Annotated in this window: 21 protein-coding genes; 2 read left to right on the top strand and 19 right to left on the bottom strand. The window is 43.0% G+C overall.

All coding sequences use genetic code 11. The annotated features are described in order from the left end of the window. Nucleotides 1–86: 86 nt before the first annotated feature. From Q7O90_RS00655 to Q7O90_RS00625, 7 genes are all read right to left on the bottom strand, one after another. Nucleotides 87–1,211 (bottom strand): 5-methyltetrahydropteroyltriglutamate--homocysteine S-methyltransferase, encoded by a 1,125-nt coding sequence (locus tag Q7O90_RS00655; RefSeq protein WP_304126221.1) that lies wholly within the window; start codon nt 1,209–1,211, stop codon nt 87–89. Nucleotides 1,212–1,240: 29 nt separating this feature from the next. Continuing rightward, nucleotides 1,241–2,359, bottom strand: a complete 1,119-nt coding sequence (locus Q7O90_RS00650; protein WP_304126219.1) for a 5-methyltetrahydropteroyltriglutamate--homocysteine S-methyltransferase — start codon at nt 2,357–2,359, stop codon at nt 1,241–1,243. A gap of 182 nt (nt 2,360–2,541) precedes the next feature. Further along, nucleotides 2,542–4,488 (bottom strand): lysine--tRNA ligase, encoded by a 1,947-nt coding sequence (gene lysS, locus Q7O90_RS00645; RefSeq protein ID WP_304126217.1) that lies wholly within the window; start codon nt 4,486–4,488, stop codon nt 2,542–2,544. A gap of 88 nt (nt 4,489–4,576) precedes the next feature. Then, on the bottom strand, nt 4,577–5,056 hold the full coding sequence (gene greA, locus Q7O90_RS00640) for a transcription elongation factor GreA (protein WP_273450980.1): 480 nt from the start codon (nt 5,054–5,056) through the stop codon (nt 4,577–4,579). A gap of 30 nt (nt 5,057–5,086) precedes the next feature. Continuing rightward, nucleotides 5,087–6,184, bottom strand: a complete 1,098-nt coding sequence (locus Q7O90_RS00635) for an alanine racemase (protein WP_304126215.1) — start codon at nt 6,182–6,184, stop codon at nt 5,087–5,089. 17 nt (nt 6,185–6,201) lie between these two features. Then, on the bottom strand, nt 6,202–8,091 hold the full coding sequence (locus tag Q7O90_RS00630) for an AMP-dependent synthetase/ligase (protein WP_304126214.1): 1,890 nt from the start codon (nt 8,089–8,091) through the stop codon (nt 6,202–6,204). Then, nucleotides 8,042–9,829 (bottom strand): AMP-dependent synthetase/ligase, encoded by a 1,788-nt coding sequence (locus Q7O90_RS00625; protein ID WP_304126212.1) that lies wholly within the window; start codon nt 9,827–9,829, stop codon nt 8,042–8,044. The genes Q7O90_RS00630 and Q7O90_RS00625 overlap by 50 nt, the downstream gene beginning before the upstream one ends. A gap of 207 nt (nt 9,830–10,036) precedes the next feature. Here Q7O90_RS00625 and Q7O90_RS00620 point away from each other — a divergent pair, with 207 nt between their 5' ends. After that, complete coding sequence (locus tag Q7O90_RS00620) at nt 10,037–10,588, top strand: phosphoribosyltransferase family protein (RefSeq protein WP_304126211.1); 552 nt, start codon at nt 10,037–10,039, stop codon at nt 10,586–10,588. A 251-nt stretch (nt 10,589–10,839) separates the two neighbouring features. On the opposite strand, the gene Q7O90_RS00615 is transcribed toward Q7O90_RS00620, so the two are convergent. Together Q7O90_RS00615 and srtB are read right to left on the bottom strand one after the other, a co-directional pair. Further along, on the bottom strand, nt 10,840–11,943 hold the full coding sequence (locus Q7O90_RS00615; protein WP_304126210.1) for a pyridoxal phosphate-dependent aminotransferase: 1,104 nt from the start codon (nt 11,941–11,943) through the stop codon (nt 10,840–10,842). Between the two features lie 191 nt (nt 11,944–12,134). Next, entirely contained in the window at nt 12,135–13,076 is a 942-nt protein-coding gene (srtB, locus tag Q7O90_RS00610; RefSeq protein ID WP_304126209.1) for a class B sortase, read from the bottom strand. Nucleotides 13,077–13,324: 248 nt separating this feature from the next. Between srtB and Q7O90_RS00605 the strand changes: the two genes are divergently transcribed. Continuing rightward, on the top strand, nt 13,325–14,821 hold the full coding sequence (locus Q7O90_RS00605) for a phosphomannomutase/phosphoglucomutase (protein WP_304126208.1): 1,497 nt from the start codon (nt 13,325–13,327) through the stop codon (nt 14,819–14,821). 85 nt (nt 14,822–14,906) lie between these two features. Here Q7O90_RS00605 and Q7O90_RS00600 read toward each other — a convergent pair whose 3' ends face one another. From Q7O90_RS00600 to Q7O90_RS00555, 10 genes are all read right to left on the bottom strand, one after another. Beyond that, nucleotides 14,907–15,596: a V-type ATP synthase subunit D gene (locus Q7O90_RS00600; protein WP_106057295.1), complete on the bottom strand. Its 690-nt coding sequence runs from the start codon at nt 15,594–15,596 to the stop codon at nt 14,907–14,909. A gap of 23 nt (nt 15,597–15,619) precedes the next feature. Next, the gene (locus Q7O90_RS00595; protein WP_287300371.1) at nt 15,620–16,993 is read right to left on the bottom strand and encodes a V-type ATP synthase subunit B; all 1,374 of its coding nucleotides are present in this window, start codon (nt 16,991–16,993) and stop codon (nt 15,620–15,622) included. After that, the gene (locus Q7O90_RS00590; protein ID WP_304126207.1) at nt 16,986–18,764 is read right to left on the bottom strand and encodes a V-type ATP synthase subunit A; all 1,779 of its coding nucleotides are present in this window, start codon (nt 18,762–18,764) and stop codon (nt 16,986–16,988) included. Before Q7O90_RS00590 ends, Q7O90_RS00595 begins: the two co-directional genes overlap by 8 nt. A gap of 11 nt (nt 18,765–18,775) precedes the next feature. Next, complete coding sequence (locus Q7O90_RS00585) at nt 18,776–19,096, bottom strand: V-type ATP synthase subunit F (protein ID WP_273450991.1); 321 nt, start codon at nt 19,094–19,096, stop codon at nt 18,776–18,778. Beyond that, nucleotides 19,089–20,084 carry a V-type ATP synthase subunit C gene (locus tag Q7O90_RS00580; RefSeq protein ID WP_304126206.1) on the bottom strand — a complete coding sequence of 332 codons (996 nt, stop codon included), beginning with the start codon at nt 20,082–20,084 and terminating at the stop codon, nt 19,089–19,091. Before Q7O90_RS00580 ends, Q7O90_RS00585 begins: the two co-directional genes overlap by 8 nt. A 27-nt stretch (nt 20,085–20,111) precedes the next feature. Next, nucleotides 20,112–20,681 carry a V-type ATP synthase subunit E gene (locus Q7O90_RS00575; protein WP_304126205.1) on the bottom strand — a complete coding sequence of 190 codons (570 nt, stop codon included), beginning with the start codon at nt 20,679–20,681 and terminating at the stop codon, nt 20,112–20,114. Between the two features lie 46 nt (nt 20,682–20,727). Further along, nucleotides 20,728–21,201: a V-type ATP synthase subunit K gene (locus tag Q7O90_RS00570; RefSeq protein ID WP_106057301.1), complete on the bottom strand. Its 474-nt coding sequence runs from the start codon at nt 21,199–21,201 to the stop codon at nt 20,728–20,730. Further along, nucleotides 21,201–23,183: a V-type ATP synthase subunit I gene (locus tag Q7O90_RS00565; protein ID WP_304126204.1), complete on the bottom strand. Its 1,983-nt coding sequence runs from the start codon at nt 23,181–23,183 to the stop codon at nt 21,201–21,203. The genes Q7O90_RS00570 and Q7O90_RS00565 overlap by 1 nt, the downstream gene beginning before the upstream one ends. Continuing rightward, a complete protein-coding gene (locus tag Q7O90_RS00560) occupies nt 23,170–23,496 on the bottom strand; it encodes a hypothetical protein (RefSeq protein WP_304126203.1) in 327 nt (108 codons plus the stop codon). Before Q7O90_RS00560 ends, Q7O90_RS00565 begins: the two co-directional genes overlap by 14 nt. A gap of 202 nt (nt 23,497–23,698) precedes the next feature. Then, nucleotides 23,699–23,881: a hypothetical protein gene (locus tag Q7O90_RS00555; RefSeq protein WP_287300365.1), complete on the bottom strand. Its 183-nt coding sequence runs from the start codon at nt 23,879–23,881 to the stop codon at nt 23,699–23,701. Nucleotides 23,882–23,907 lie beyond the last annotated feature (26 nt).

Here is a 23,907-nt window from a genome sequence, read left to right as displayed (position 1 = left end):
GCTTTATTTAAAGAAAAAGGCAGCCCTCGGGCTGCCCTTTAATGAATTATTATCAATCACATGCGTTTAGTCTATCTAACAGAGTTTTAGTTCTGTCCCCAAACTTCTTCTGCTACTTCCTTGACGAGTCTTAACTTAGCCCACTGCTCTTCTTCAGTTAGCTTATTTCCTATCTCGCAAGATGCGAATCCGCACTGAGGGCTGAGATAAAGCCTCTCAAGAGGCACATATTTACTTGCCTCTTTGATTCTCGCATGAAGAACCGCCTTATCTTCGAGCTCCGGTCTCTTGGTAGTAACTAGTCCGAGAACTACCTTCTTGTCCTCAGGGACCTTTGCAAGTGGCTCAAATCCTCCAGATCTCTCGTCATCAAACTCTAAGAAGAACGCAGAGACATTCTCTTCTCCGAGCAGAACATCTGCAACTGCATCGTATGGGCCGCTGCTGATATATGTTGAATGGTAGTTTCCACGGCACACGTGTGTAGTAACCACTAGGTCATCAGGTGCTGCATCAATCACTCTATTGTTAACGTCCTTGTACTTCTTCTGAACTTCAACTGTACCTTCCTCAGTTGTTCCGAACAGAATGGAGCCGGACTTGTTTGTGAACATTCCCCATGTGCAGTCATCTAGCTGAAGGTTTCTACAGCCTGCATCATATAGCTGCCTGATGAACTCATTATATACTTCTACTACATCATCGATAAATGCTTCTTCGCTCTCATACTGAGCAAAGGTTGACTCCAGATTGAACGGGAATAGGAACTGTGCGAGGAACTGTGCTGGTGAAGGTATTGTCTGCTTCGCAACTGTATTCTCATCCTCAAACTGCTTTACGAATCTAAAGTGATCTATGAATGGATGCTCTCCCGATAGCTTTAATTTACCAACTAAGTATGTATCATCTACAATTGCATCCTCTCCATGAAATGGCAGTCCAGTCTTGGTTGGCTTATGTCCTACACCGTCAAGTGCCCACATGAAGTCAAGATACCAAGTCGCTCTTCTGAACTCACCGTCTGTGATCACGTGATATCCTAGCTCCTTGAGCTTGGATACGAGCTCAGTAATTGTCTCATCTTCGACCTTCTTCAGCTCATCGTAGCCGATATTACCGTTATCAAAAGCTCTTCTCGCTTCCTTAAGTCTCTCTGGTCTTAAAAAACTTCCTACAAAATCATATCTAAATGGTGTCTTTAAATTGCTCATCTCTTACCTCTAGTCTTTCTTAGCAGAGTCTATCCCCAAACTTCTTCTGCAATCTCTTTAACTAATCTTAGCTTAGCCCACTGCTCTTCTTCAGTTAGCTTGTTTCCTATCTCGCAAGATGCGAATCCGCACTGAGGACTGAGACACAGTCTCTCAAGAGGTACGTATTTACTTGCTTCCTTAATTCTTGCAATAACTGCTTCTTTATCTTCTAACTTAGGCGACTTCGTAGTGATAAGACCGAGAACCACCTTCTTGTCAGGAGAAACCTTTACAAGTGCCTCAAAGCTGCCTGAACGCTCATCATCATACTCGAGTAGCAGCGCATCTACATTCTCTCTTGCGAACACGTAATCTGCAACTGAATCGTATGCTCCACTTGAGAAGTATGTCGAATTATAATTTCCTCTGCAGATGTGTGAAGTGATAACTAGATCTTCAGGCTTTCCTTCAAGTGCGAGGTTGTTCACCTCAAGCAGCTGTGACTTAACTGTATCTAGATCTATACCTAACGCCTTATATCTCAATTTCGCAGCATCTCCTACAACTGCGCCCCATGTGCAGTCATCAAACTGCAGGTTACGGCAACCGGCATCGTAGAACTGTTTAATTACCTCACGATAAGCATTGGCAATATCATGAATCAGTTCTTCATTTGTCTCGTAGAACTTTCTAGTGCTCTCGAGGTTATCCGGGATGATGAACTGCTGGAATGTCTGTGCAGGTGCAGGAATCGTGTACTTAGCAACAGTATTCTCATCTTCAAACTGCTTTAAGAATTTAAAATACTCTACAAATGGGTGAGGCTTAGCTTTTAGCTTACCAACTAGGTATGTATCATCTAGCAACGCGAGCTCGCCGTGGAACTGAATTCCGCCACCTGTATTCTCATGTTCAACGCCCTCAAACCCCCACATGAAGTCGAGATGCCAGAAAGCTCTTCTAAACTCTCCATCTGTAATTACGTGGTAACCGAGTTCCTTCTGCTTAGCTACAAGCTTTGCAACCTCTTCATCAACAATCTTGTCGTAATCTTCCTTGCTAATCTCATTCTTTCTTAACTGTGCCTTTGCATCCTTGAGTGCCTGTGGTCTAAGAAAGCTTCCTACATAGTCATATCTAAATGGTGTCTTTAATTCATTGCTCATATATACATACCCCCTCTTGTTCGCTAAACATAGATTACCATCAAGTAAAATTTTATGGAAATACTTATTATCCATAGCGAGATATAGATTTGTTTTATATCTCGCATATTGATTACATGCATATAAGCATAAAAATACAGGACCCTTTTCATGAGCCCTGTCATAATCATAATTTTGTGATATTAGTATAGCTTTGCGCCTGCCGGAATCGAATCATCCAGCATTAATAAGTTTAGAATTTCCTCTCCATCATAATCACAGATTGCTGACAGCAGCATTCCGCATGATTCAAGTCCCATCATCTTGCGTGGTGGAAGATTTGTAATTGCAACGAGAGTCTTTCCAATTAACTCCTCTGCAGAGTATGTCTCCTTGATACCGGACAATATTGTTCTAGCCTGGCCCGAACCGTCATTAAGGGTGAACTTAAGAAGCTTCTTGCTCTTAGGTACTTCCTCACAAGCCAGAACCTTAACTACTCTGAAATCAGACTTGCTAAATGTATCGAAGTCTACGAACTCTTCGAACAATGGTTCAACTTTAACCTTTGATAGGTCGAGTTTTCTATCCGTCTTTTCTTCAAAGCTACTGCTCTTTCCAAGCGGCTTCATAACAGGGAATAGCTGGACATCCCTGATAGTCGAAGAATCTGTAAGCAGCATCACCAGTCTGTCAACACCAATTCCAAGTCCACCAGTCGGAGGCATTCCAACCTCTAGCGCATTTACGAAATCCATATCCATCGGATGAGCTTCATCGTCTAGACCAAGGTCTAGCTCTCGTTGCTGCTCTGCGAATCTCTCATACTGATCAATTGGATCGTTGAGCTCTGAGAAAGCATTTGATAGCTCCCATCCGTTGATGTAGGCTTCGAACCTGCGAGTAATTCGAGGATCATTTGGATCCTTCTTTGCAAGCGGCGATACCTCTACTGGGTGTCCAGTCAGGAACACTGGTCCATCAAGCAGTCCTGGGATATCTTCGCAGTACTCATCAAACATCTCTGCGATAATCTTTCCACGAGTCCACTTATTAACTTCCTCGGCATCCATTCCATATGCGATTGCGTGCTCACGAGCTTCCGCATCATCATCGATCTTATCGAACGGAATTCCCGTAACCTTAATTACAGATTCTGTCATGTCAATCTTATTCCATGGAGGTGTAACGTCGAAAGTTTTGCCTTCATAGGAGATAATAGGCGAACCATTTACTTCCATAGCGCACTTATATACAATCTGCTCCATGAGGTCCATCATATCTTCCTGATTTCCATATGCCATGTAGCATTCCATCGAAGTGAATTCAGGGCTATGATTCTTATCCATGCCTTCATTACGGAATACCTTGCCTAGCTCATATACTCTATCGAGTCCACCAACAATCAGCCTCTTGAGCGGAAGCTCTAGAGAAATTCTGAGGTGTAAGTCGAAGTCTAGTGCGTTGTGATGTGTGTTAAATGGTCTAGCGTTAGCACCGCCAGCTATCGTCTGTAGCACTGGAGTTTCAACCTCAAGGAAGCCATAATCGTCCTCGAGCACTCTACGGATAGTGCTAACTACCTTTGCACGCTTTAAGAATGTATCCCTAACATCTGAATTTACAATTAAATCTACGTATCGCTGTCTATATCTTAGATCCGTGTCTACTAAGCCGCTCCATTTGTCAGGAAGCACCTGCAGGGACTTTGCCTGAAGTGTAAGCTCATGCACATGAATCGATATCTCATCTGTCTTGGTTTTGAAGACGATTCCCTTAAGGCCAACAAGATCACCTATATCATATGTCTTGAAAACTTTATACTCTTCAGTTCCAATATCATCGCGCTTAACATAACACTGGATTCTGCCTTGCTTATCCTGAACATCAAAGAATGCCGCTTTTCCCATGATTCTCTTGCTCATGATACGACCGGCAATCGCTACCTCTTGATCTTCAAGAGCATCATAGTTGTCCTTGATATCCTTACTGTGAGCAGTTACATTGTATGTCTCCTGCACAAATGGATCTCTGCCCATCTCACGCAGTTCTTGCAGCTTCTCTCTTCTGATCTGTCGCTGCTCACTTATTTCTTCTGCTGTAAGCTCCGGCTGTTCATGCTCAGGAGTCTTTACGTTGTCGTTACTCATTGTGATTCATAACCCTTTCTCACGAACTGTATAAATATGCTGTCGTGCACCGCATTTAATATCTTCAGCACACTAATTGAACGGATTTTTACTTTCTGACGTCAAGAACCTTATACTTTGCAGTTCCGTCTATAACCGGAAACTCTAGTACATCGCCTGCTCTTGCACCGAGTAAGTGCTGACCTACTGCTGACGCATTTGAAAGCTTTCCGTTAAATGGATCTGCCTCTGTATTTCCTACAATCTTGTAAGTAACCTCTTCATCGTAAATTAGATCATGAAGTGTTACTGTGCGACCAGTAGCAATTACACCTTCATCAGGTGTCTCGTCTTCGTCTGCAATCTTTGCTGTACGGAGCATCGCTTCAATAGTGGTGATTCTCTCTTCTGTTTCTGCCTGCGCATCCTTTGCCGCATCGTACTCTGAGTTCTCAGAGATATCTCCATATGAGATGGCTTCCTTAAGTCTCTCGGCATTTTCCTTTCTAGTTACCGTAACTAGGTGGTCAAGTTCTTTCTGCAGGGCTTCATATCCCTCTCTCGTCATTTCATTATCATGTGGTGCCATTGGTCTCTTACTCCTTTCAACCTTCTGTTATTAAATCTCGTATTTCTTTACATTTTCGCTTTCTGCTAAGTTAAGCAGCGCGGAATACTTCAGCCTAAACGTCATGATATCTCCGATTTTAACAGTGTCCTTTACATCCTCGACATCGACGATGGTGTGATCACCTGATGCGCCAATCACTGATGTTCCTTCCATCTCAGGAACCAAATCATCTATATCTCCATAGTCAGCTCTACCGATTGCTAGAAGCGCCCTCATACGCATGCCTCTATCAACATACTCTCTCCTCTTACCGGCAGCATCTACCCCGAGCTCACCCTGCGGATAGCTAGCTTTTACCTTAAGCTCTATAACCTCTGCTTTAAGCACGAAGGGGCACTCTAATTCATCCATAGCCTCAAGATTATAACACAATCTGACATCTTCTAGTGGACCAATTAAAGGTCCAGCCCCAAGTCTCAGCATATTAATTTTATCTGGCATGTACCCATGGTATACTCCAAGCAAGCTCGTTGTAGCTCCACCAGATACATATTCTAGTTCTCTACCAATCTCCGCTTCAACTCTCTCCGCTAGTTTAGCGAGGTCTACCATCTTATCCTCTGTAGGAATTACAGAGCCGTAGCATCCAAGGTTAGTCCCTATGCCAGCTAGTACAAGCCCAGGCATCTCATTCTCCACCCTGACAGCCGTCTCAACTAATTCATCTAGATTAAAGAATCCCTCTCTAAGGTCCCCAAGATCAGCCATTAGAATCACCTTATGAGTGATTCCTTTATCAAGTGCTGCCTTATTGATGGCTTCTAATACTAAGGGTTCGCTGTTCAGACTTATATCTGCAATCTCCACCATCTCATCAATTTCAGATAGCATCGGAACTCTTATTAGAAGAAGTGGCACTCTTATGCCAGCATCTTTAGCACGTTTAAGTTGTTCAAGTCTAGATGAACCGATAAGTTTTGCTCCACCTGCTACAAAATCCTCGGCAGCCGCAACTGTACCATTTGTAGCTTTGATGATACCCGCAATTTGGATCCCCTGCTCACCGCATTTGTCTGAGAGTTTCTTCACGTTGCTGACCAGCTTAGCCCTATCATGAAGGAGCGCCGGATATTTATATTCTGCCATATCAATCATCTCTCTTTCTATGACCACTTATTGTCCTCAACGAACCTTCTAATCTTGAGACCCGTTGTCTTGTTGAAATCTCTATCACGTATGATGACGTGGTTTATTTTCTTGAAGAGAGGCATTGTTTCATTCTGTTTGTCTACAATGCGTTCTATATATTCTCTCACCTGTTCATCGGTAACTTCTCCATCTAGTTTCTCGGCGAGCAGTTCCCTATTAGGTTTAATAGTCGCATATATGCCGCGCTTCAGCTGGTCATCATTATCCTCATCACCCCATACCATGCACTCTTCAATGCACTCATTCTTCATAAGGTAGAACTCGAGTTCTTCTGGGAAAACGTTCTTGCCGTTAGCCGCGATAATTACATTCTTTTTACGCCCTGTAATATAAACGTAATCCTTGTCACTCAGATATCCCAGATCACCAGTGTGGAACCATCCGTCCTTAATCACCTCATCTGTGCTCTCTTTATTTTTATAGTACCCCATCATGATATTAGGTCCGCGGAAGCAAATCTCTCCCACTCCATCGTCATCCTTATCACTAATCATGCACTCTACAAAAGGTAGCAGGTGCCCTGCAGATGCATTGTCGATGAGCTTTGGATCCTCCGGATTTAGCGAAACCATCGGCGATGTCTCCGTCAGTCCATATCCTTGAACTGCAGTGATACCAAGGTCTCTATAGAAGTCCATAATCTCCCCATCAATCGCAGCACCTCCGACGATAAGCATCTTCATGCGTCCACCGAAAAGGTCTGTAATTTTCTTTGTCGCAGGTTTACTCACGTCTATTCCAACATGTTTAGTAATCCTATTTATCTTCATCAGAGCTTTAAGCTGCTTTTCCTTACCGCTCTTCTTAATCTGTCTAGAGATCTTACTGTAGAAGTTTTCGTATATCAGTGGCACCGCAAGCATCAGATGCGGTTTTACCTCCTGTAGGTCTTTGACTATATATTTTAGACCCTGGCAAAATGCCATCGTAGCTCCGCAGTACATCGACTCGATGAAAGTACACGTGCACTCGTAGGTGTGATGTATCGGAAGTACGGAGAAGAATATATCTCCCACCTCAATGTTTAAGTATGTCTGTGCTACCATGACATTAGAGCAGATGTTCTTGTTATTAAGCATTACGCCCTTGGCGGTTCCAGTAGTCCCAGACGTGAAAAGGATAATCGCCATATCGGTGTTTATTATTTCCGCATCTATAAAGCTTTTATCACCGGCTTTTACGAGTTCATATCCATGTTCTCTAAGCTTATGCCATGATAGTAACCCCTTGTCGGCATTCTCGTTGCTGTGCATTCCTACATTTATAACGAAATCAAGTATGTTATCATCTCTCTCCTTAATTCGTTTAAATATATCATAATGCTTATCCATGGTGATGACCGCTGACAGTTCTCCACTAGCAGTTAGCTGAGATAATTCTTCCTCATTGAGCTCCTTATCGAGTGGTACGACTACACCTGTTCCACCAACTACTGCTAGATAGCTTTCCGCCCACTCATAGCAGTTCTTGCCAATTACGCCGATGTGCTTCCCCTTTAGTCCAAGCTCGATAAGTGCAGTTCCAAGAGCATTTACATCTGCTAGCACCTTGCTATAAGAAATCTCTTGGAAGGGTTCGTCCTTGTTGAACTTTTGCAGAAATAACGGTTTATCTCCATAAAGCTCCGCACTAGTCTCCAGTATATTCTTAATATCTGTAACTGGGCGACGCCACGTATGTCTGATTGCAGGATTTTTGGATTCTTTAATCGCATCCATAATAGCCTGCATCTCTTCCATCTCTCTCGCCTTAATCTGACGGTATTCGTCTCTAATATCGCTGCTATCTTCCACCTTAGAATCTGCGTCCCTTCTCGAAGTCTCTGTCGTCGAATTTATACTCATAGTTTTCTTCCTCGAATCTCTTGATCTTAAGTGTTGTCGTCTTGATAAAGTCGTCTTCACGAATCTCGATTCTCTTAACACGCTTGAAAGGAGGCATCTTGGAATTTGCTTCTTCAACAGCTTCCTTCAGCTTGCGGTACTTCTCTTCGTCGGTCATGTACCCTGCATTTTCAAGAGCCTTAAAGTCCGGATACATTATCGCTGTACAAATCAGATCGTCCTTAATCTCTTCGTGCTTACCGTAAACGATTACTTCACTTATAAAGTCACTGAGCAGCAAGTAATACTCTACCTCTTCAGGGAAAATATTTTTACCACCCTTAGTTACGATTACATTCTTCTTGCGGCCTGTGATATAAAGGAATCCATCTTCATCCAGATATCCATAGTCACCAGTATACAACCATCCATCCTTGATGGTTTTGGCCGTATTCTCTGCATCCTTGTAATATCCCATCATCACCGATGGACCCTTGCATATTACTTCACCAATTCCACTTTCATCCTTATCTACTATTCGTACCTCTGTTCCAGGCATCGGCTTTCCCACTGAAGCAGCTTTTCCGTATCTGTCCTGATTTACTGCAATAATAGGAGAGTTTTCGGTCATACCATATCCTTGCATCATAGGGAGACCCATAGCTTCAAATTCAGAAATTACGTTTGGATCAATTGCTGCGCCCCCAGCTATAAGAATATATAAGCTTTCGCCGAATATATCGTGAACCGCCTTGAAAAGTCTCTTAGTTACTATTTTCTTATTTCTAAGATCAAGCTTCATAGACATATTAATTGCTCGTCTCAGCTTGTCAGCATTTCCGCTTTTCTCCGCCTTAGTCCAAATCTTTCTATATATATTTTCGAAGATCAGCGGAACACCAAGCATGATGTTGCACTCAGCCTCTACGAAATTCTGCTGTATATACTTGAGACCCTCGCAAATTACGACAGTAGCTCCCTGATAAAAGCTCGTCATAACAGTGCAGGTCATCTCGTACACGTGGTGCATCGGAAGCACATCGAGTACTCTGCCTCCATCTGGAATTTGTACGTATTTTGACATATTAAATACGTTCTGAGAGAGATTTCGGTGTGAAAGCATTACACCTTTAGCTAACCCAGTCGTTCCTGAAGTGAACAGGATTGTCGATAGATCTTCTGCGTGAATCTCTGCATCTATATAATCGAGCTTGCCTTGAGCAACAAGTTCTTTTCCTTCTGCAACGAGCTGCTCCATAGTCATGAATCTCTCATCTTCGAGGAATTCATCAACGTCATCTCCAGGTGCCGCCATGATGATAACTTTTTTTACTATAGGTAGCTCTTCTAGTAACGACGCTATCGTACTAGCAAGTTTAGTTGATGCAAATACCGCCTCGACATCAGCACGCTGCAGCAGGTTGGTAATTTCGCCCTTTTCAAGGTTTCTATCTATAGGCACAATTACTCCCACGCCACATACGACCGAGTAATATGATAGTGCCCATCTATGCGAGTTATCGCCTATTACTGCAATCTTACTACCCTTAAAACCTCTCTCGATTAGCGCTGTACCGATTGCATTCTGCTCATCTTTGAACTCGGCATAAGTCATCGTTTTGAATGGTTCCTTGTGATCATCCTTGTACATATACGCAGCTCTGTCCGAAAATTTCAGAACAGAGTTATCTACTAGTTCTTTGAGCGTTTCAACATAGCTAACATCGTATAGTTGATTTTCATATTTCTTTTTATTCATATCTAATGCCCATGTCCCTTTATATTTATGCCTCTAAAAGTGCACATACTAAGCAATTATACTATCATTGTGTATCATGAAATTTTATCATTTTTTGCGCTATATTGCAATGTTTGCAAGCCTATCATCAGCAGTGCTATAATAATTCAATCAAGATTTTCTTCACTAAATACTTTTAGATAGAAGATAGGACACGGAGGACGACCAATGGATTATTTACTGAATGTTGCAGGACTAGAGAGACACCTTCCTCTATGCAAGGTTTCAGACGACTTATATATCGCAGCTTTTATCATGTTCAACGATGTTGAAGTTACCGTTGCATGTGCAAGTGAGCTTCTTGAGAAAGCGCCTGAATTCGATGTGATAATTACTGCTGAATCAAAGGGAATCCCTCTGGCATATGAAATGGCAAGACAGGCAGGTAATAAACCTTATATCGTAGCGCGTAAGGGTCCTAAGATTTATATGGATGACCTCATTACAGTAAGCGTTGATTCGATTACAACAGACCACATGCAGACTTTATGCGTAGGACGCGAAGAGCGTGAAGCCATGGAAGGCAAGCGAATACTGGTAGTTGATGATGTAATCAGTACCGGTGAGTCGTTAACTGCACTCGATAAGCTTGTAAACGCAGTTGGAGGGAATATAGTCGGTCAGATGGCAGTCCTTGCGGAGGGTGATGCAGCTGACAGAGACGATATCATCTTCCTAGAGAAGCTACCTCTGTTTGGTAAAGATGGACAGATTTTATAATTCTTTTTTCATAATACGATTAGCACAAGAAAAGGGTGCACTTCATCCGAAGTGTACCCTTTTCTAATATCAATTGCTTCGAGAATTGTCTCAAACTACTACATTGTGATTATCAAATCATCAAGCTTGCGTTTAGGAACGTAATGAATCCCAGCTTCATCACGGTAGTAGTCTGTAGATTCACCTTCTTCAATCTCCACTATCCTTACGTCCACTCATGCTAGCAAGAAACTTTCACCGATATAACTATATCAGATAGCCACTTTTTTTATCGCCTGTATCAGCTTGCCCGCTTCAGAGATTTTCGGTACACGCAGTCTTACAAAGTTTTTGCTAAGTGGCTCAAATTCGCTGCCACTACAAGTCAAGATATTTTCATTTATGAGTAGCCCCTGCAGATCAACGTTTTCATCAATGTGTCTGAGTAGGCATATAGGTACTCTATCATCCGTCTCTGCCATTATTAGCTTATCTCCGCAGGCATCACGAAGAGCCCCCTTAATAATTGTAAAGTCGGTGCCGTGCTCAACTGGCTGCACATCGTAATTGAGTATCGCAGCCGTTATCGCTCTACTCATCTCGTTCATCATGTAAGGATTGCTAACTTTTTTGATGTATTTCACAAGCTCTTTATTGGTGATTATGTAACCCGCTCTAGCTCCTGCAAGTCCAAATCCTTTTGAGAAGGTGCGAACACTAATCATGTGATTATACTTGGGTCCGAGCATTACCGCTGATTCTTCCCTAGGGATAAAATCAGCATATGCCTCATCGACAATCGCATAGACGCTTAGTTCTTCGCATCTGCTTAAAATACGTCCTAGCTCCTCATTCGACAGAACCTGACCTGTTGGATTATTGGGATTATCGATATACACAAACGATGTATCCTTTGTAATTGCTGAGATAAGTCGGTCTACATCCTCTTTGAAATTATCTTCAAGACTAGTCGCTACTCCGTGCACTTTCATACCCATCATTCGCGAATATTCGACCATGTCGGTAAATGTCGGCATGAACATAACAGCCTCTGCTCCTGGTTTTGCAAATACATTTACAAGTAGATTTAGTGCCGAGACACTTCCATCAGTCATAACGACATTTTCCGGCTCGATGAAGGCGTAGTCTTGCCAGTACTTGACCACTGCTTCCTGAGCCTCATCGCTGTGCGGATACTGATACAGCCTATTTACATCGAAACTATGAACAATATCGATCACTACATCTGGGAAGCCATACGGATTGATACCAAGGCTACAGTCGAGTGTATCCTTATCGGCAAGCGGAGTATTGTCCGCATAACTACGCACCTCTGGCAGTAGCTCATCACGAATTTTGGTTTTGTCGATACCCATAATGTCACCTCTCTAACATCTTATATATTAATTATACAGGATTATCCGTACAGGTACTAATAATGTAGATGAGAAAAGATTTTAGGGTATCAATTTGTTTATCTCACAAATAAAAAAGAGGAAGGTCTCATCTTCCTCTAATTTTTATATTCTGTGGTAAAATTTCATTAATTTGCAATCTAGAAGCTAACTTACTTCTGTTTGTCTATCTTCGCCTGTAACTTCTTACCTGCTTTTATCTCAGCTTTGGTCCAAGGAACTGCTTTACAAACGACTACATATCTAGCTTCATCATAGTCATAAGCACATGTGCTGAGTGTGATAATCTTGTCATCTGTCGTCGCTGTAACGCCTGTGGAAACCTTTGAATTCTTCGCAGCAAAATCTAAAAATGCCTGCTTGTCAGCACTTGAATTAAACGAGTAAGTATAGGCCTCGCTAGTAGCGGGTGTAATAAATGCCGAGATTATCTGGAGGTGATACTTTTTATCAGGCGTAATAAGCTCAAAAGTCTTATGATCCTTGTAGTAGTCCGTCTCCTTCGTATATCCTCTTAGCGACTTGAACATGCTGCCGTCATGCATATGATGACCATAGATAATCGTATTGAAATCAGAGAAGTCAGCACTATTCCTATAATCCATAAAAATCGAACCAGATACACTGTACTTCTTGTTGATATCTGAGTGTAAATATATGTCGTTATCACTTCCATGCATGATTGGATAGTTGATTATGGTATCCTTCTGATAAATCCATCCAACTACATCAGGATTGATCTTCTGTAGAGCTGCAAAATCCACGACCCCCGTAAACTGATTAGGATCTACCTTTGCTTCCTTCGCAACCTGCTTAAATCCGCTCCTAGAATGGTGATATTTGTAAAGCGCCGTTCCAACTTTATACCCACTAATAACAATTACACAAACTAGGCAGAATATTATTACCCTAAATGCCCAGTCCATCGCACTATTTCTTTTGACCCTATTATTGGTCTTTTTGCTCATATTTTCCTTCTTATCCTTCTCACTTTTTTTATCTACCGTTATTTCATCGGCTTCTTTTGCTTCTAACACGCAAGTTCCGTAATCACGGTCTCCTGCTTCAATGTCTTTATATTTGTCACTTCTCATAGCAATCTCCTTCTATATTAAATCTCACGAACACACCTAATGAAACTAAATTATATCACTGCAAAATATTTAACTCAATATCATGAAACGAAATGCATTATTAACAAGTATCATAACATATTCATCACATAATTCTGTATAATGATATCAGTGCAAGTTTCATTATAGCAATTTGCAAACAATGATTTTGACGGTTATGTGATTTACGTCATAACATGCTAAATACATTTATATATGGAGAGTAGAATATGGGCAAAGAAATTTTAAAGCTTCAAAACGGTAGCGATATTCGAGGAATCGCCATGAACGGTGTTGAAGGTGAAGATGTAAACCTGACAAGGTACAACGCACTTGCAATTGGCGCGGCATTTGCACACTGGTTAGGTTTTAAGGTTGGAAAGAATTCATTTGACCTTAAGATATGTGTTGGCAGAGATCCACGTATCACTGGTCCAGACTTAGCAGATGCGCTCATGTCTGGCATGGCATATCTTGGTGTCCAGGTTAGCGATGCTGGGCTCGCTTCCACACCGGCGATGTATATGTCGACAATTATGCCATACTATGAGTTCGATGGAGCAATAATGGTCACTGCTAGCCACCTGCCATTTAACAGAAATGGATTTAAGTTCTTCACCGCTGAAGGCGGACTAAACAAGGTAGACATCACGGAAGTTCTCGAATATGCGGCAAGTGCCCACATACTTCCTTTCGAATACCATGCTGAAAGCGTAAATCTGATGCAGATGTACGCCGCTCACCTCCGCTCGATGATCAGCACGGGAGTAGGTGGAGATTTGAGCAATATGAAAATCGTTGTAGATGCTGGAAATGGTGCTGGCGGATTCTTTGCAAATAACGTCCTCGCACCTCTCGGTGCAGATATCGGTGGCAGTCAGTTTCTCGACCCAGATGGAACTTTCCCAAATCATCAGCCTAACCCTGAGAACAAAGCGGCTATGGAGTCGATTTGTAAGCAGGTGCGCGAGACAGGTGCTGACCTTGGAATAATATTTGACACGGACGTTGACAGAAGTGCCGCTGTAACATCAGAGGGTAAGCCAATCAGCAGAAATGCAATCGTCGCTCTTGCAGCTGCCATCGGTGCAGATGATTATCCTGGCGGTACTGTCGTCACTGACAGCATCACGTCAAACGAGCTACACACTTTCCTTGAAGATAAACTCGGTTTAAAGCACCTCAGGTATAAGAGAGGTTACAAAAATGTTATCAACAAGGCTATAGAGCTATCAGCAGAAGGTGAAAATGCGTTTCTCGCTATCGAGACTTCGGGTCACGCAGCCTACTCTGACAACTACTACTTGGATGACGGTGCTTTCCTTGCTGTTCAAACAATTATCAATGCGGCTAACCTCAAGAAGGAATGTAAAGGCATCGAGTACATGATTGCTGAACTTGCTGAGCCTGCTGAGTCATTGGAAATTAGGTTTAATCTGACGACTGACAACTTCGGTGAGATTGGAGATAAAATCCTCGAGGATATGACGGCTTGGACAGAGCATACCGCAGGCTTATCGCTTGAACTCCCTAACTACGAAGGAGTACGCATCAACTATAGCCTCGATGGTCATGATGGCTGGTTCCTTCTCAGGAAGTCACTCCATGATCCAGTGATGCCTCTCAATGTTGAATCCAGTAGTGAGGGCGGAGTGAAACTAGCACTTGCACTCATCAAAGAGTTCCTTACTGGAAGAGAAGGAATTGACATAACGGTTCTTGACTAACGTTTCATAGAACACATAAAGCAAGAGCTCCGAAGAAAAACTCGGAGCTCTTTTTATTAACTATTAGATTGTTATGCCTAGGCTCTTATTCTGCCATCTGGGCGAGCATCTCAGCATCCTTTTCACGTTGCTGCTCGATATTCTCTTTCAGCATCATGTCCTTAACCTTCATGAGTCTTGTCTGGTTACCTCTCTCGTTCTCATCAAGTTTCATCTTTATATACTTGATGGTCTCCTTGTAGTTTGGTATCTTGACATACTCAAGAGCATTAACACGTCTTCTGGTCTTCTCGATTTCGTCGGCTATGAGCATAGCCTCCTTCTCCATTCCAGCAAGCTGCAGAAGCTTAGGGAATAGAATGGAGAGCTTCTCAATAGACTTATCGAGTTCACCTGACGTGGTCGCAAATCCATAAGGGTACACGCTTCCTGTCTGCGTATTCTCCTGCTCAAAATCGAAGGACGGAACATCAATGCTCATTACGTTTTTCTCTTCCGCAACGAGTTTCACACTCTGCTTAGGATACATTAGAGCTTCCTCTAGCATCTCTGGTGTCATTACGGCACGCGCTACTGAAAAGCTTCCATACACCTCTTCAAGCATCGGCTCCACCTCTTCACGAAGTGCTTTAATCTCTCTAGCGAGTTCTAGAAAGATTCGCATAAGTTCGTCTCTCTTATCCTTCATGAGCTTGTGACCCTTGATAGCCACCTTGAGTTGCCCTTTAAGCTTAGACATGACCATTCTAGTTGGGTTAACATTTAGTCTTGCCATAAGATCATCCCTTTCTTACTGAGCTACTTCTTGTCATAAAATTCATCGAGGTACTCTTTCTTTACACGCTTGAGTTCTGATCTAGGCATCGTTCTGAGAAGCTCCCAGCCAACATCTAGTGTTTCCTCAATGGATCTATCCTTCTCGTATCCCTGTGATACATACTTGTTCTCAAATTCATCAGCAAACTTCGCATATAGCTTGTCAACATCGCTAAGCGCAGCTTCTCCGAGGATAGCCATGAGCTCTTTACACTCCTTACCTCTTGCGTAGATAGCAAAGAGCTGGTTGAGTACGTCCGCATGATCCTTACGAGTCTTACCTTCACCGATACCCTTGTCCTTTAGACGGGATAGTGAAGGAAGTACATCGATTGGCGGTGTAACACCCTTTCTGTAGAGATCTCTGGATAAGATAATCTGTCCCTCTGTGATATATCCAGTAAGGTCAGGAATTGGGTGAGTGATGTCATCCTCAGGCATCGATACGATTGGAATCATAGTGATTGAACCATCAATTCCTTTCTTCTTACCAGCTCTCTCGTACATAGTAGCGAGGTCGGTGTACAGATACCCTGGATAACCACGACGACCTGGAACCTCCTTACGAGCAGCAGAAACCTCACGAAGAGATTCAGCATAGTTCGTAATATCAGTGATGATAACGAGAACGTGCATGTTCTGTTCAAACGCTAAGTACTCAGCAGCAGTTAGCGCCATACGAGGTGTCGCAATACGCTCTACAGCAGGGTCGTTAGCAAGGTTTAGGAACATTACAGAACGATCGATAGCACCACTCCTACGGAAATCTGTCATGAAGAACTCAGCTTCTTCGTACGTGATACCTACAGCTGCGAACACTACAGCGAACTTGCTATCTGTACCGCGAACCTTAGCCTGTCTTGCAATCTGAGCTGCAAGGTTAGCGTGTGGAAGTCCTGATCCAGAGAAGATAGGAAGCTTCTGTCCTCTAACTAGGGTGTTGAGTCCGTCGATTGCGGATACACCAGTCTGAATGAACTCAGACGGATACTCTCTTGCAGCCGGATTCATGGCTAGTCCGTTAATATCGAGGTATTCATCAGGAATAATTTCAGCACCGCCGTCTATAGGTCTGCCCATTCCGTCAAATACTCTTCCAAGCATATCGAGTGATACACCTAGCTGATTTCCATGACCAAGAAATCTTACCTTACTCTCTTTAAGGTTCATTCCTGCGGAGTTTTCAAATAGCTGTACGACAGCATCAGTACCGTTAAGCTCGAGAACCTTACAGTGTCTCAGTTCGCCATTTGCAAGCTCAATCTCACCTAGTTCATCATAGCCTACGTCTTCTACACCCTTAACAACCATCAAAGGGCCGGCTACTTCAGAAATAGTCTTGTATTCTCTAATCATTCAGTTCACCTGCCTTCTTAATAAGCTCTTCTATAGAAGCCTCTAGCTTGCCAACAAGTGCAGTATACTCTCCATCTACCACATCCTCTTCAAGGTACTTAAATCTTCCGATATCCTCTCTTAGAGGCAGTGAAGTGATTGCCTTAAAGTCGGCATGCTCGTGAAGACCTCTCAGGCCTTCGTCATAGTAACGAAGGATTAAATCTAGAAGCTTAAACTGCTTGTTCGTAGATGTAAATGTATCAACTTCGTGGAATGCATTCTGGTGCAAGTAGTCCTCACGAATCATCTTGCAGACTTCAAGCTTGAGTTGGTCTTCCTTAGATAGACCATCCACTCCGACTAGCTGTACGATTTCGTTCAGCTCATCCTCTTCCTGAAGTAGCTTGAGAGCTCTTGCTCTATGATTTGGAAATTCCTTGTTAACGTTCTCTGCAAACCATACGTTAAGTCTATCTGCATATAGCGAATAGCTGTTTAACCAGTTAATTGCAGGGAAATGTCTAGCATGCGCTAGATTAGCGTCCAGTCCCCAGAACACCTTTACGATACGGAGTGTAGCCTGTGATACTGGCTCTGAAATATCTCCTCCTGGAGGTGATACAGCTCCGATAGCGGATAGAGCTCCAACTCTTCCCTCACTACCAAGGCATACAACCTTACCAGCTCTCTCGTAGAACTGTGCAAGTCTGGATGCTAGGTAAGCCGGATAACCTTCTTCACCAGGCATTTCTTCAAGACGACCAGACATCTCACGAAGAGCCTCAGCCCATCTAGATGTTGAGTCAGCCATGAGAGCTACTGAGTAGCCCATATCTCTAAAGTACTCTGCAATTGTAATTCCGGTATATACGGATGCTTCTCTCGCAGCTACCGGCATATCGGAAGTGTTAGCGATTAGCACAGTCCTTCTCATTAGAGATTCACCTGTCTTAGGGTCAACGAGTTCAGGGAACTCATTGAGTACGTCTGTCATCTCGTTTCCACGCTCTCCGCATCCGATATAAACTACGATATCAGCATCTGCCCACTTAGCTAGCTGGTGCTGTACTACAGTCTTTCCTGAACCGAAAGGTCCCGGAACAGCAGCTACACCACCCTTAGCGATTGGGAACATTGTATCGATTACTCTCTGTCCTGTGATCAGTGGCTCTTCAGGTGAAAGCTTTTCCTTGTAAGGACGCTCAACTCTTACTGGCCATCTCTGCATCATCTTAACTTCGATATCTTTTCCAGAAGCATCCTCGATAACTGCTACAGTCTCATCAACTGTAAAGCTACCACTTTCGATGCTCTTAACCTTACCGCTAACCTTGTAAGGAACCATAATCCTCTGTGTTACGGCGATTGTCTCCTCAACCGTACCCAGAACTTCTCCTGCCGAAACTTCGTCTCCAACCTTTGCAACTGCAACGAAATCCCATTTCTTGTCGCGGTCAAGCGCTGGCTCCGATACACCTCTAGCGATATTGGTGCCTGTCTTCTCGAGAAGCACAGACAGCGGTCTCTGAATTCCATCGTAAATGGTCTCAATAAGTCCCGGTCCGAGTTCTACAGATAGTGGAGCCCCAGTAGAGTAAACTGGCTCACCTGGCTGTAGACCAGCGGTTTCCTCGTATACCTGAATCGAAGCATTTCCACCGCGCATCTCGATGATTTCTCCAGTAAGGCCCTGATTTCCGACCTTAACTACGTCATACATATCTGCGTCGCTCATGCCCGAAGCAACTACTAGAGGTCCGGATATCTTAACGATTTTACCTTGTTCCATGATTACCTCCATTATTTATCGCCAAATAGTATGTCAGCACCAACAGCCTTCTCAACAGCCCTCTTGACGTTGTTAAGGCCTGCGCCATAGCCCCCATCGCTTCCAGGAATTGGAACTATTGCTGGAATACGAAGGGTTTCATATTTTGCGATTTCATTACCTATTTCTTTGTAATACTTTTCAGTGATATAGATGATTCCATAATCATCCTTTACGATACTATGCAATTTATCTGCGGCTTCTTCCTTGCTTCTGCACGCGAATGCATCTAGCCCAAAGACTTTGAAGCCTAGCACACTATCGGCATCACCAATAATACCAATCTTACTCATAAGTCTCCCTCAGTCTTTCTCTAATTAATTCTGGGCTCATCTTAGCAAGCTTGCCAGCAAGCACGATGCGGATAGCCTTCACCTCATTCTGCCTAGCCACTAGATACGAAACCAATGGTTCAAGACCAAATGTCACGGTTTTAGCTTCTCTGCTGTATTCCACGAGAAGGTTATCACAAATCTTCTCAAGCAGTGTAAAATCACCGCTATTGTCAATCTGTTCTCCTCCTTCGCTCACTGCTTTTGCGATGTTGCAAGCCTGGAATTTTTCTGTGGCCTGCTTGAAGTCATCCTCATAACTACCTAGGAACACCTGTAAATCTACAGTTCCGCCCGGAATAAATACATTTTCAAAGTAATTCCATGGCTGTCCCATCTTTTTAACTCTCGCAAATGTCTTGAGGTTAACAGTGTCAATCCAAAGCGATACATAGCCTTTAACAAAGCTGTTCTTTGATGCTTCTGCTGCTTCGATAATATCTGCAAAGCAGTACTTGTCACAGACAAAATCAATCATCTGCGGATCATTAGTACGAGCATGAACATCTACCGCTTCAGCGAGTGCACTTGCCATATTCTCTGTGAGGTTCATAGTAGAACGCTCCTTGACGCTCTTAGCCATCTCGCTTGCACTGATAGTCCCACTTTCCATAAGCAGCTCGTCTCTATCAACATCTAGTGACTCTGCTTTAATTAGTACCTTTAAATTATGGTAGTCAGCAGGATAGCAGAAAATATTGAGTGCCTTACTGTCCTTGCTAAGTTCTTTCACCTCAGCGAAGAACGAAGCTTCGGCGTCCTTAAGCACTTCTTGATAATTTGCCGCAGTTAAAGCGTTGCCTTCAGAACCATAACCAGCATCTTGCAGAACTTTGCATATATCGTCGATATTTTTAGACTCTGTCATATTGCGTAACTGCTCACTTGAGAGCAACTTGCCTTCTTGGCTTCTCACATATGAGCTCGCATATACGAAATCAGTTCCCAAAATATGCCTCCTTTCTGGTTAAAGCGGTTACTTGAACAGAATTCCAGCAACCTCTGCGGTCAACTCTTCTCTTGCATTTGATAACAGCTTCTCCAACGAAGCATTGTATGAGATATTACCTCTTCTAAGTATACATCCACCTTCAATATCAACGGTTTCATCACTTAGTGTAAGCGCTGTACCTTTGAATAGATTTACAAGTTCAGCACCTATTCTGTCTCTATCTGTTTTATTAAGCAGAACCTCTCCACCTTCTTGCTGATATGCACCGAGCTGTCTACAGATAAACTTAACATACTCTCCGGTTTCTAGGTTAAGAATCATATCAACTGTTTCTTTGTAGCACTCATCAATAACAGCCTGCTTAGCAGCGAGTTTCATCTTGCGCGCATCGAGGTCCGCAACCGACTGTCTTCTGCTAACTAGGACTTCGGCATCATTCTTAGCCTTTTCCTCGTAGCCTCGTAGGAGCTCATCTGCCTCTACCTCTGCCTCTTTGAGTATTTCGGCTTTGACTGCTTCTGCCTCGCTTCTCTGACTGTCGGAATAAGCCTGAGCCTCCCTTAGGATTCGCTCAGTTATAGACTCTATACTCATTCTTACCGTCCCTTTCTATAAATTAGTTACAACGATTTGTGTGCGATTATCCAATCTGAACGCCGTTGTACATAAGGAACGAGATGATGAATGCTAGGATAGCGTATGTCTCTACCATTACAGCATAGATGATAGCGTTACCTAGAGCTCCGTCCTTCTTGGAGATGAGCTGCATACCAGCAGCTGCTGCTCTACCCTGTGTATATCCAGAAACGATACCTACAACTCCGATTGGAACTCCTGCAAACAGGAATGCAAGTCCCTGTGTTGTAGAAACATTTACAAGGTTGCCACCTAGAATTCCAATCTTAGTAAGAATCAGGATAGCGATAACCATTCCGTAAATACCCTGTGTTCCAGGAAGAGCCTGAAGTACAAGAGTTGAACCGAAGCTCACCTTGTCACCAGACATTACACCGTCAGCTGCCTCACCGGCAATACCAACACCAATAGCACTACCTACGCCTGCGATTGTCGCAATTGCTGCACCTAGTACAGCTAAAGTTAGACCTAAACTCATTATTTTGCCTCCTTAATTACATTAATATACTTCGTATCTCTGCTTAACGGTTCAAATGCTTTACCTTCACCTTCATAGAATCTACCGAAGAACTCTACGTACTGAAGTCTGCAGGAGTGAACAAATGCTCCCAGGGCATTGATTCCGAAGTTTAGTGTGTGTCCTAGAATTCCTATTACCAGGAACATAACCACTCCGACTACACTTTTACCTCCCATCGAAGCCAGGAAGTTAAATACCTGAGCTATTGATGTAGAAGCTAGACCAAGTCCGAGAAGTCTCGAATACGAGAGTATATCGGACAGATTTCCTGTCAATCCACTATAGATGTCCCAGATGCCGAGTCCCTTCGTAATTCCTTTATTGGTTATGAACGGAAGGACTATAGCTGCAACCAGACCTATTATTGCCATAATCTTACCAATGCCAGGAGCTCCAGAAGAAACTCTCGCTCCAAACAACATCAGTATAATTCCTGCAACGATTAGATACCATGCAAATACATCCTTACATGCATCGAGGAACTTTCCATCCCTTATCTCTTCGTACGCTTTAATCCCCATTCCGACAAACAGGTGTATAACGCCGAGACCGCATGAGAACACGAGGAATATCATCGGTGATTTAGCTGGATCCAGCCATAACGGATTGATGACAATTGTCTTACCGAAGAACGTCTTTGCGACTACAGGGATGAGGTCTCCGAAGAAACTTCCAAACATAACGCCCCAGAATATACTGGAGATTCCGCTGTAGAATAATACTTTCAGGAGCTTATATGGTCCTCCCTCATACAGTTTGTTCTTCTTAAGTGCATATACCGACATTACGCATAATATGATTCCATATCCCACATCTCCGAACATAATTCCGAAGAATATGATATAGAAAATCGCGAAAATTGATGTCGGATCAATCTCTTTCCAATTAGGTAACGAATACATCTCCGTGATAAATTCGATTGGTGCAAAGAACTTTTTGTTCTGTAGACGCACCGGTACATCCTCATCTTCATCGGGGTCTGTCAGTTCGTACCAACATGTGTATTTTTCCAGCAATTTTTCAACCTTGCTAGAAGCGAATTTTGGTGTCCATCCATCAAAGGTGAACGTCTCATCAGTTGTGAGAAGTCTACTGCGAACGAATGCTTTATCGCGCCCAATTACCATGATATCGTGGTAACACTCAACATCAGCTCTGGATTTCTCCATCTCTTTGACCTTGAGTTCAAGACTCTCTCTCTCACTATTAGCATCGGCAATCGCATGCTCAGCCCTAGAGATATTCTCCTCTGCCGTTCCTTCAAGCTCTGCAATTGGAGCAATGGTAAAGCCATAGCGTTTGATTATTTCGAGTGCAGCATCTTCGTCATCTCTAAAATACCACACATTAACATACATCTGTTCCTTGTCCTTGTTGACACACTGCACTACTGAAGGTAGTCCTGCAGCTTCCAGTTCGTTCTCGACTTCCTGAACATCCGTACTTAGTGGCATCAGTCCAATGCGAATACTTAAACACTCTGTCTCTGTGAGCTCAATAGGAAGTTTATATGCTCTCCAAGGTTCAAGCGACAGCTTGAGTACCTCTGCCGAGTTTGCTTTACTGTAAGCATCGGCAATACCACTGCCATACTCATTTAAGCGATGTACTTCCTCCTCAAACTCCTTCTCTTTTCCTAAAATCTCACAATACTCAGCCTCCGTAACAACCCTGCGGGCTGGAAACATCGGCTTCTTGCTGCCGTCATATCTATCTAGTAAAGATAGTGCTGAGTCAGCATATGAGATCTTCTTGTCGAATTCAGCCAAAGTAGCTTCATCGCCATCCTTCACAACAAGGTTCGTCCACTCTTCACTTTGAAGCTTGCCTTCAGGATTTGCGACTTCGACAATCCCGAGATCCATGAGCTCTTTAATCAGCGCTTGCTTCTCATCGTTCATACCTATGACGGACAACTTTTTCATTTTAATCGTTGCCATAAGCACCCACTACCTTTCCGACGATTGCTGAAGCTGCTTGCATGAGATTCTCTCTAGCTGAGGCTTTAAGTTGCTCGCATAAAACGGCTTCTGAATCTATCTTCTTTTGATATGACTCCTCTGCCTTAGCTTCAGCGAAGGCAATTGCAGCCTTGTAAGTCTCGGTACCTTTTTTTTCAGCATCTTCTAGTAGAACCTTAGATTCCTTCTTACCGTCAGCTATAATCTGAGCTGCAGCTTCTTCAGATGATTTTTTAATCTGAGCTGCTTTCGCCTCAGCTTCCCTGACTTTTTCAATACCTGCTATCGACATAAGCGTTATCCTTTCTGTCCTGTAAAATTAGCCAAAAGACCTAAAATCATATAGGACGTGATTTAATCTGAATTATATCACTCATCAAAATTCTTTACAAACAAGCAAAGGGCAAAAAAACAAGGCTTTGACTTGTCAAAGCCTTGTCATGGAATATAGCACAACCAATTTTTACACAATTTTTTATCTATTTAATTATATTCTAATCTAAAAGAAATATGCCCGCAGTTATGAATGAGAACCCTACCATAAGTATAATCATCAATATAGCCATAATCCTCGCCATTCGTTCCTTGCGGTTTTTGCGCGGTCTATCTGCCTTAAATGCCTGTTTTAAATTATGCTCATCCACTGTATTTCCAGCTTTATTATGCTTCTTGTTCATCCTAGCACCTCCATATCCTTTATCAT

The sequence above is a fragment of the Mogibacterium diversum genome, assembly GCF_938028775.1.
GTDB classification, from domain to species: Bacteria; Bacillota; Clostridia; order Peptostreptococcales; family Anaerovoracaceae; genus Mogibacterium; species Mogibacterium diversum_A.
Note: the sequence above shows the minus strand (reverse complement) of the source record. Positions and strands in the feature narration are given on the sequence as shown.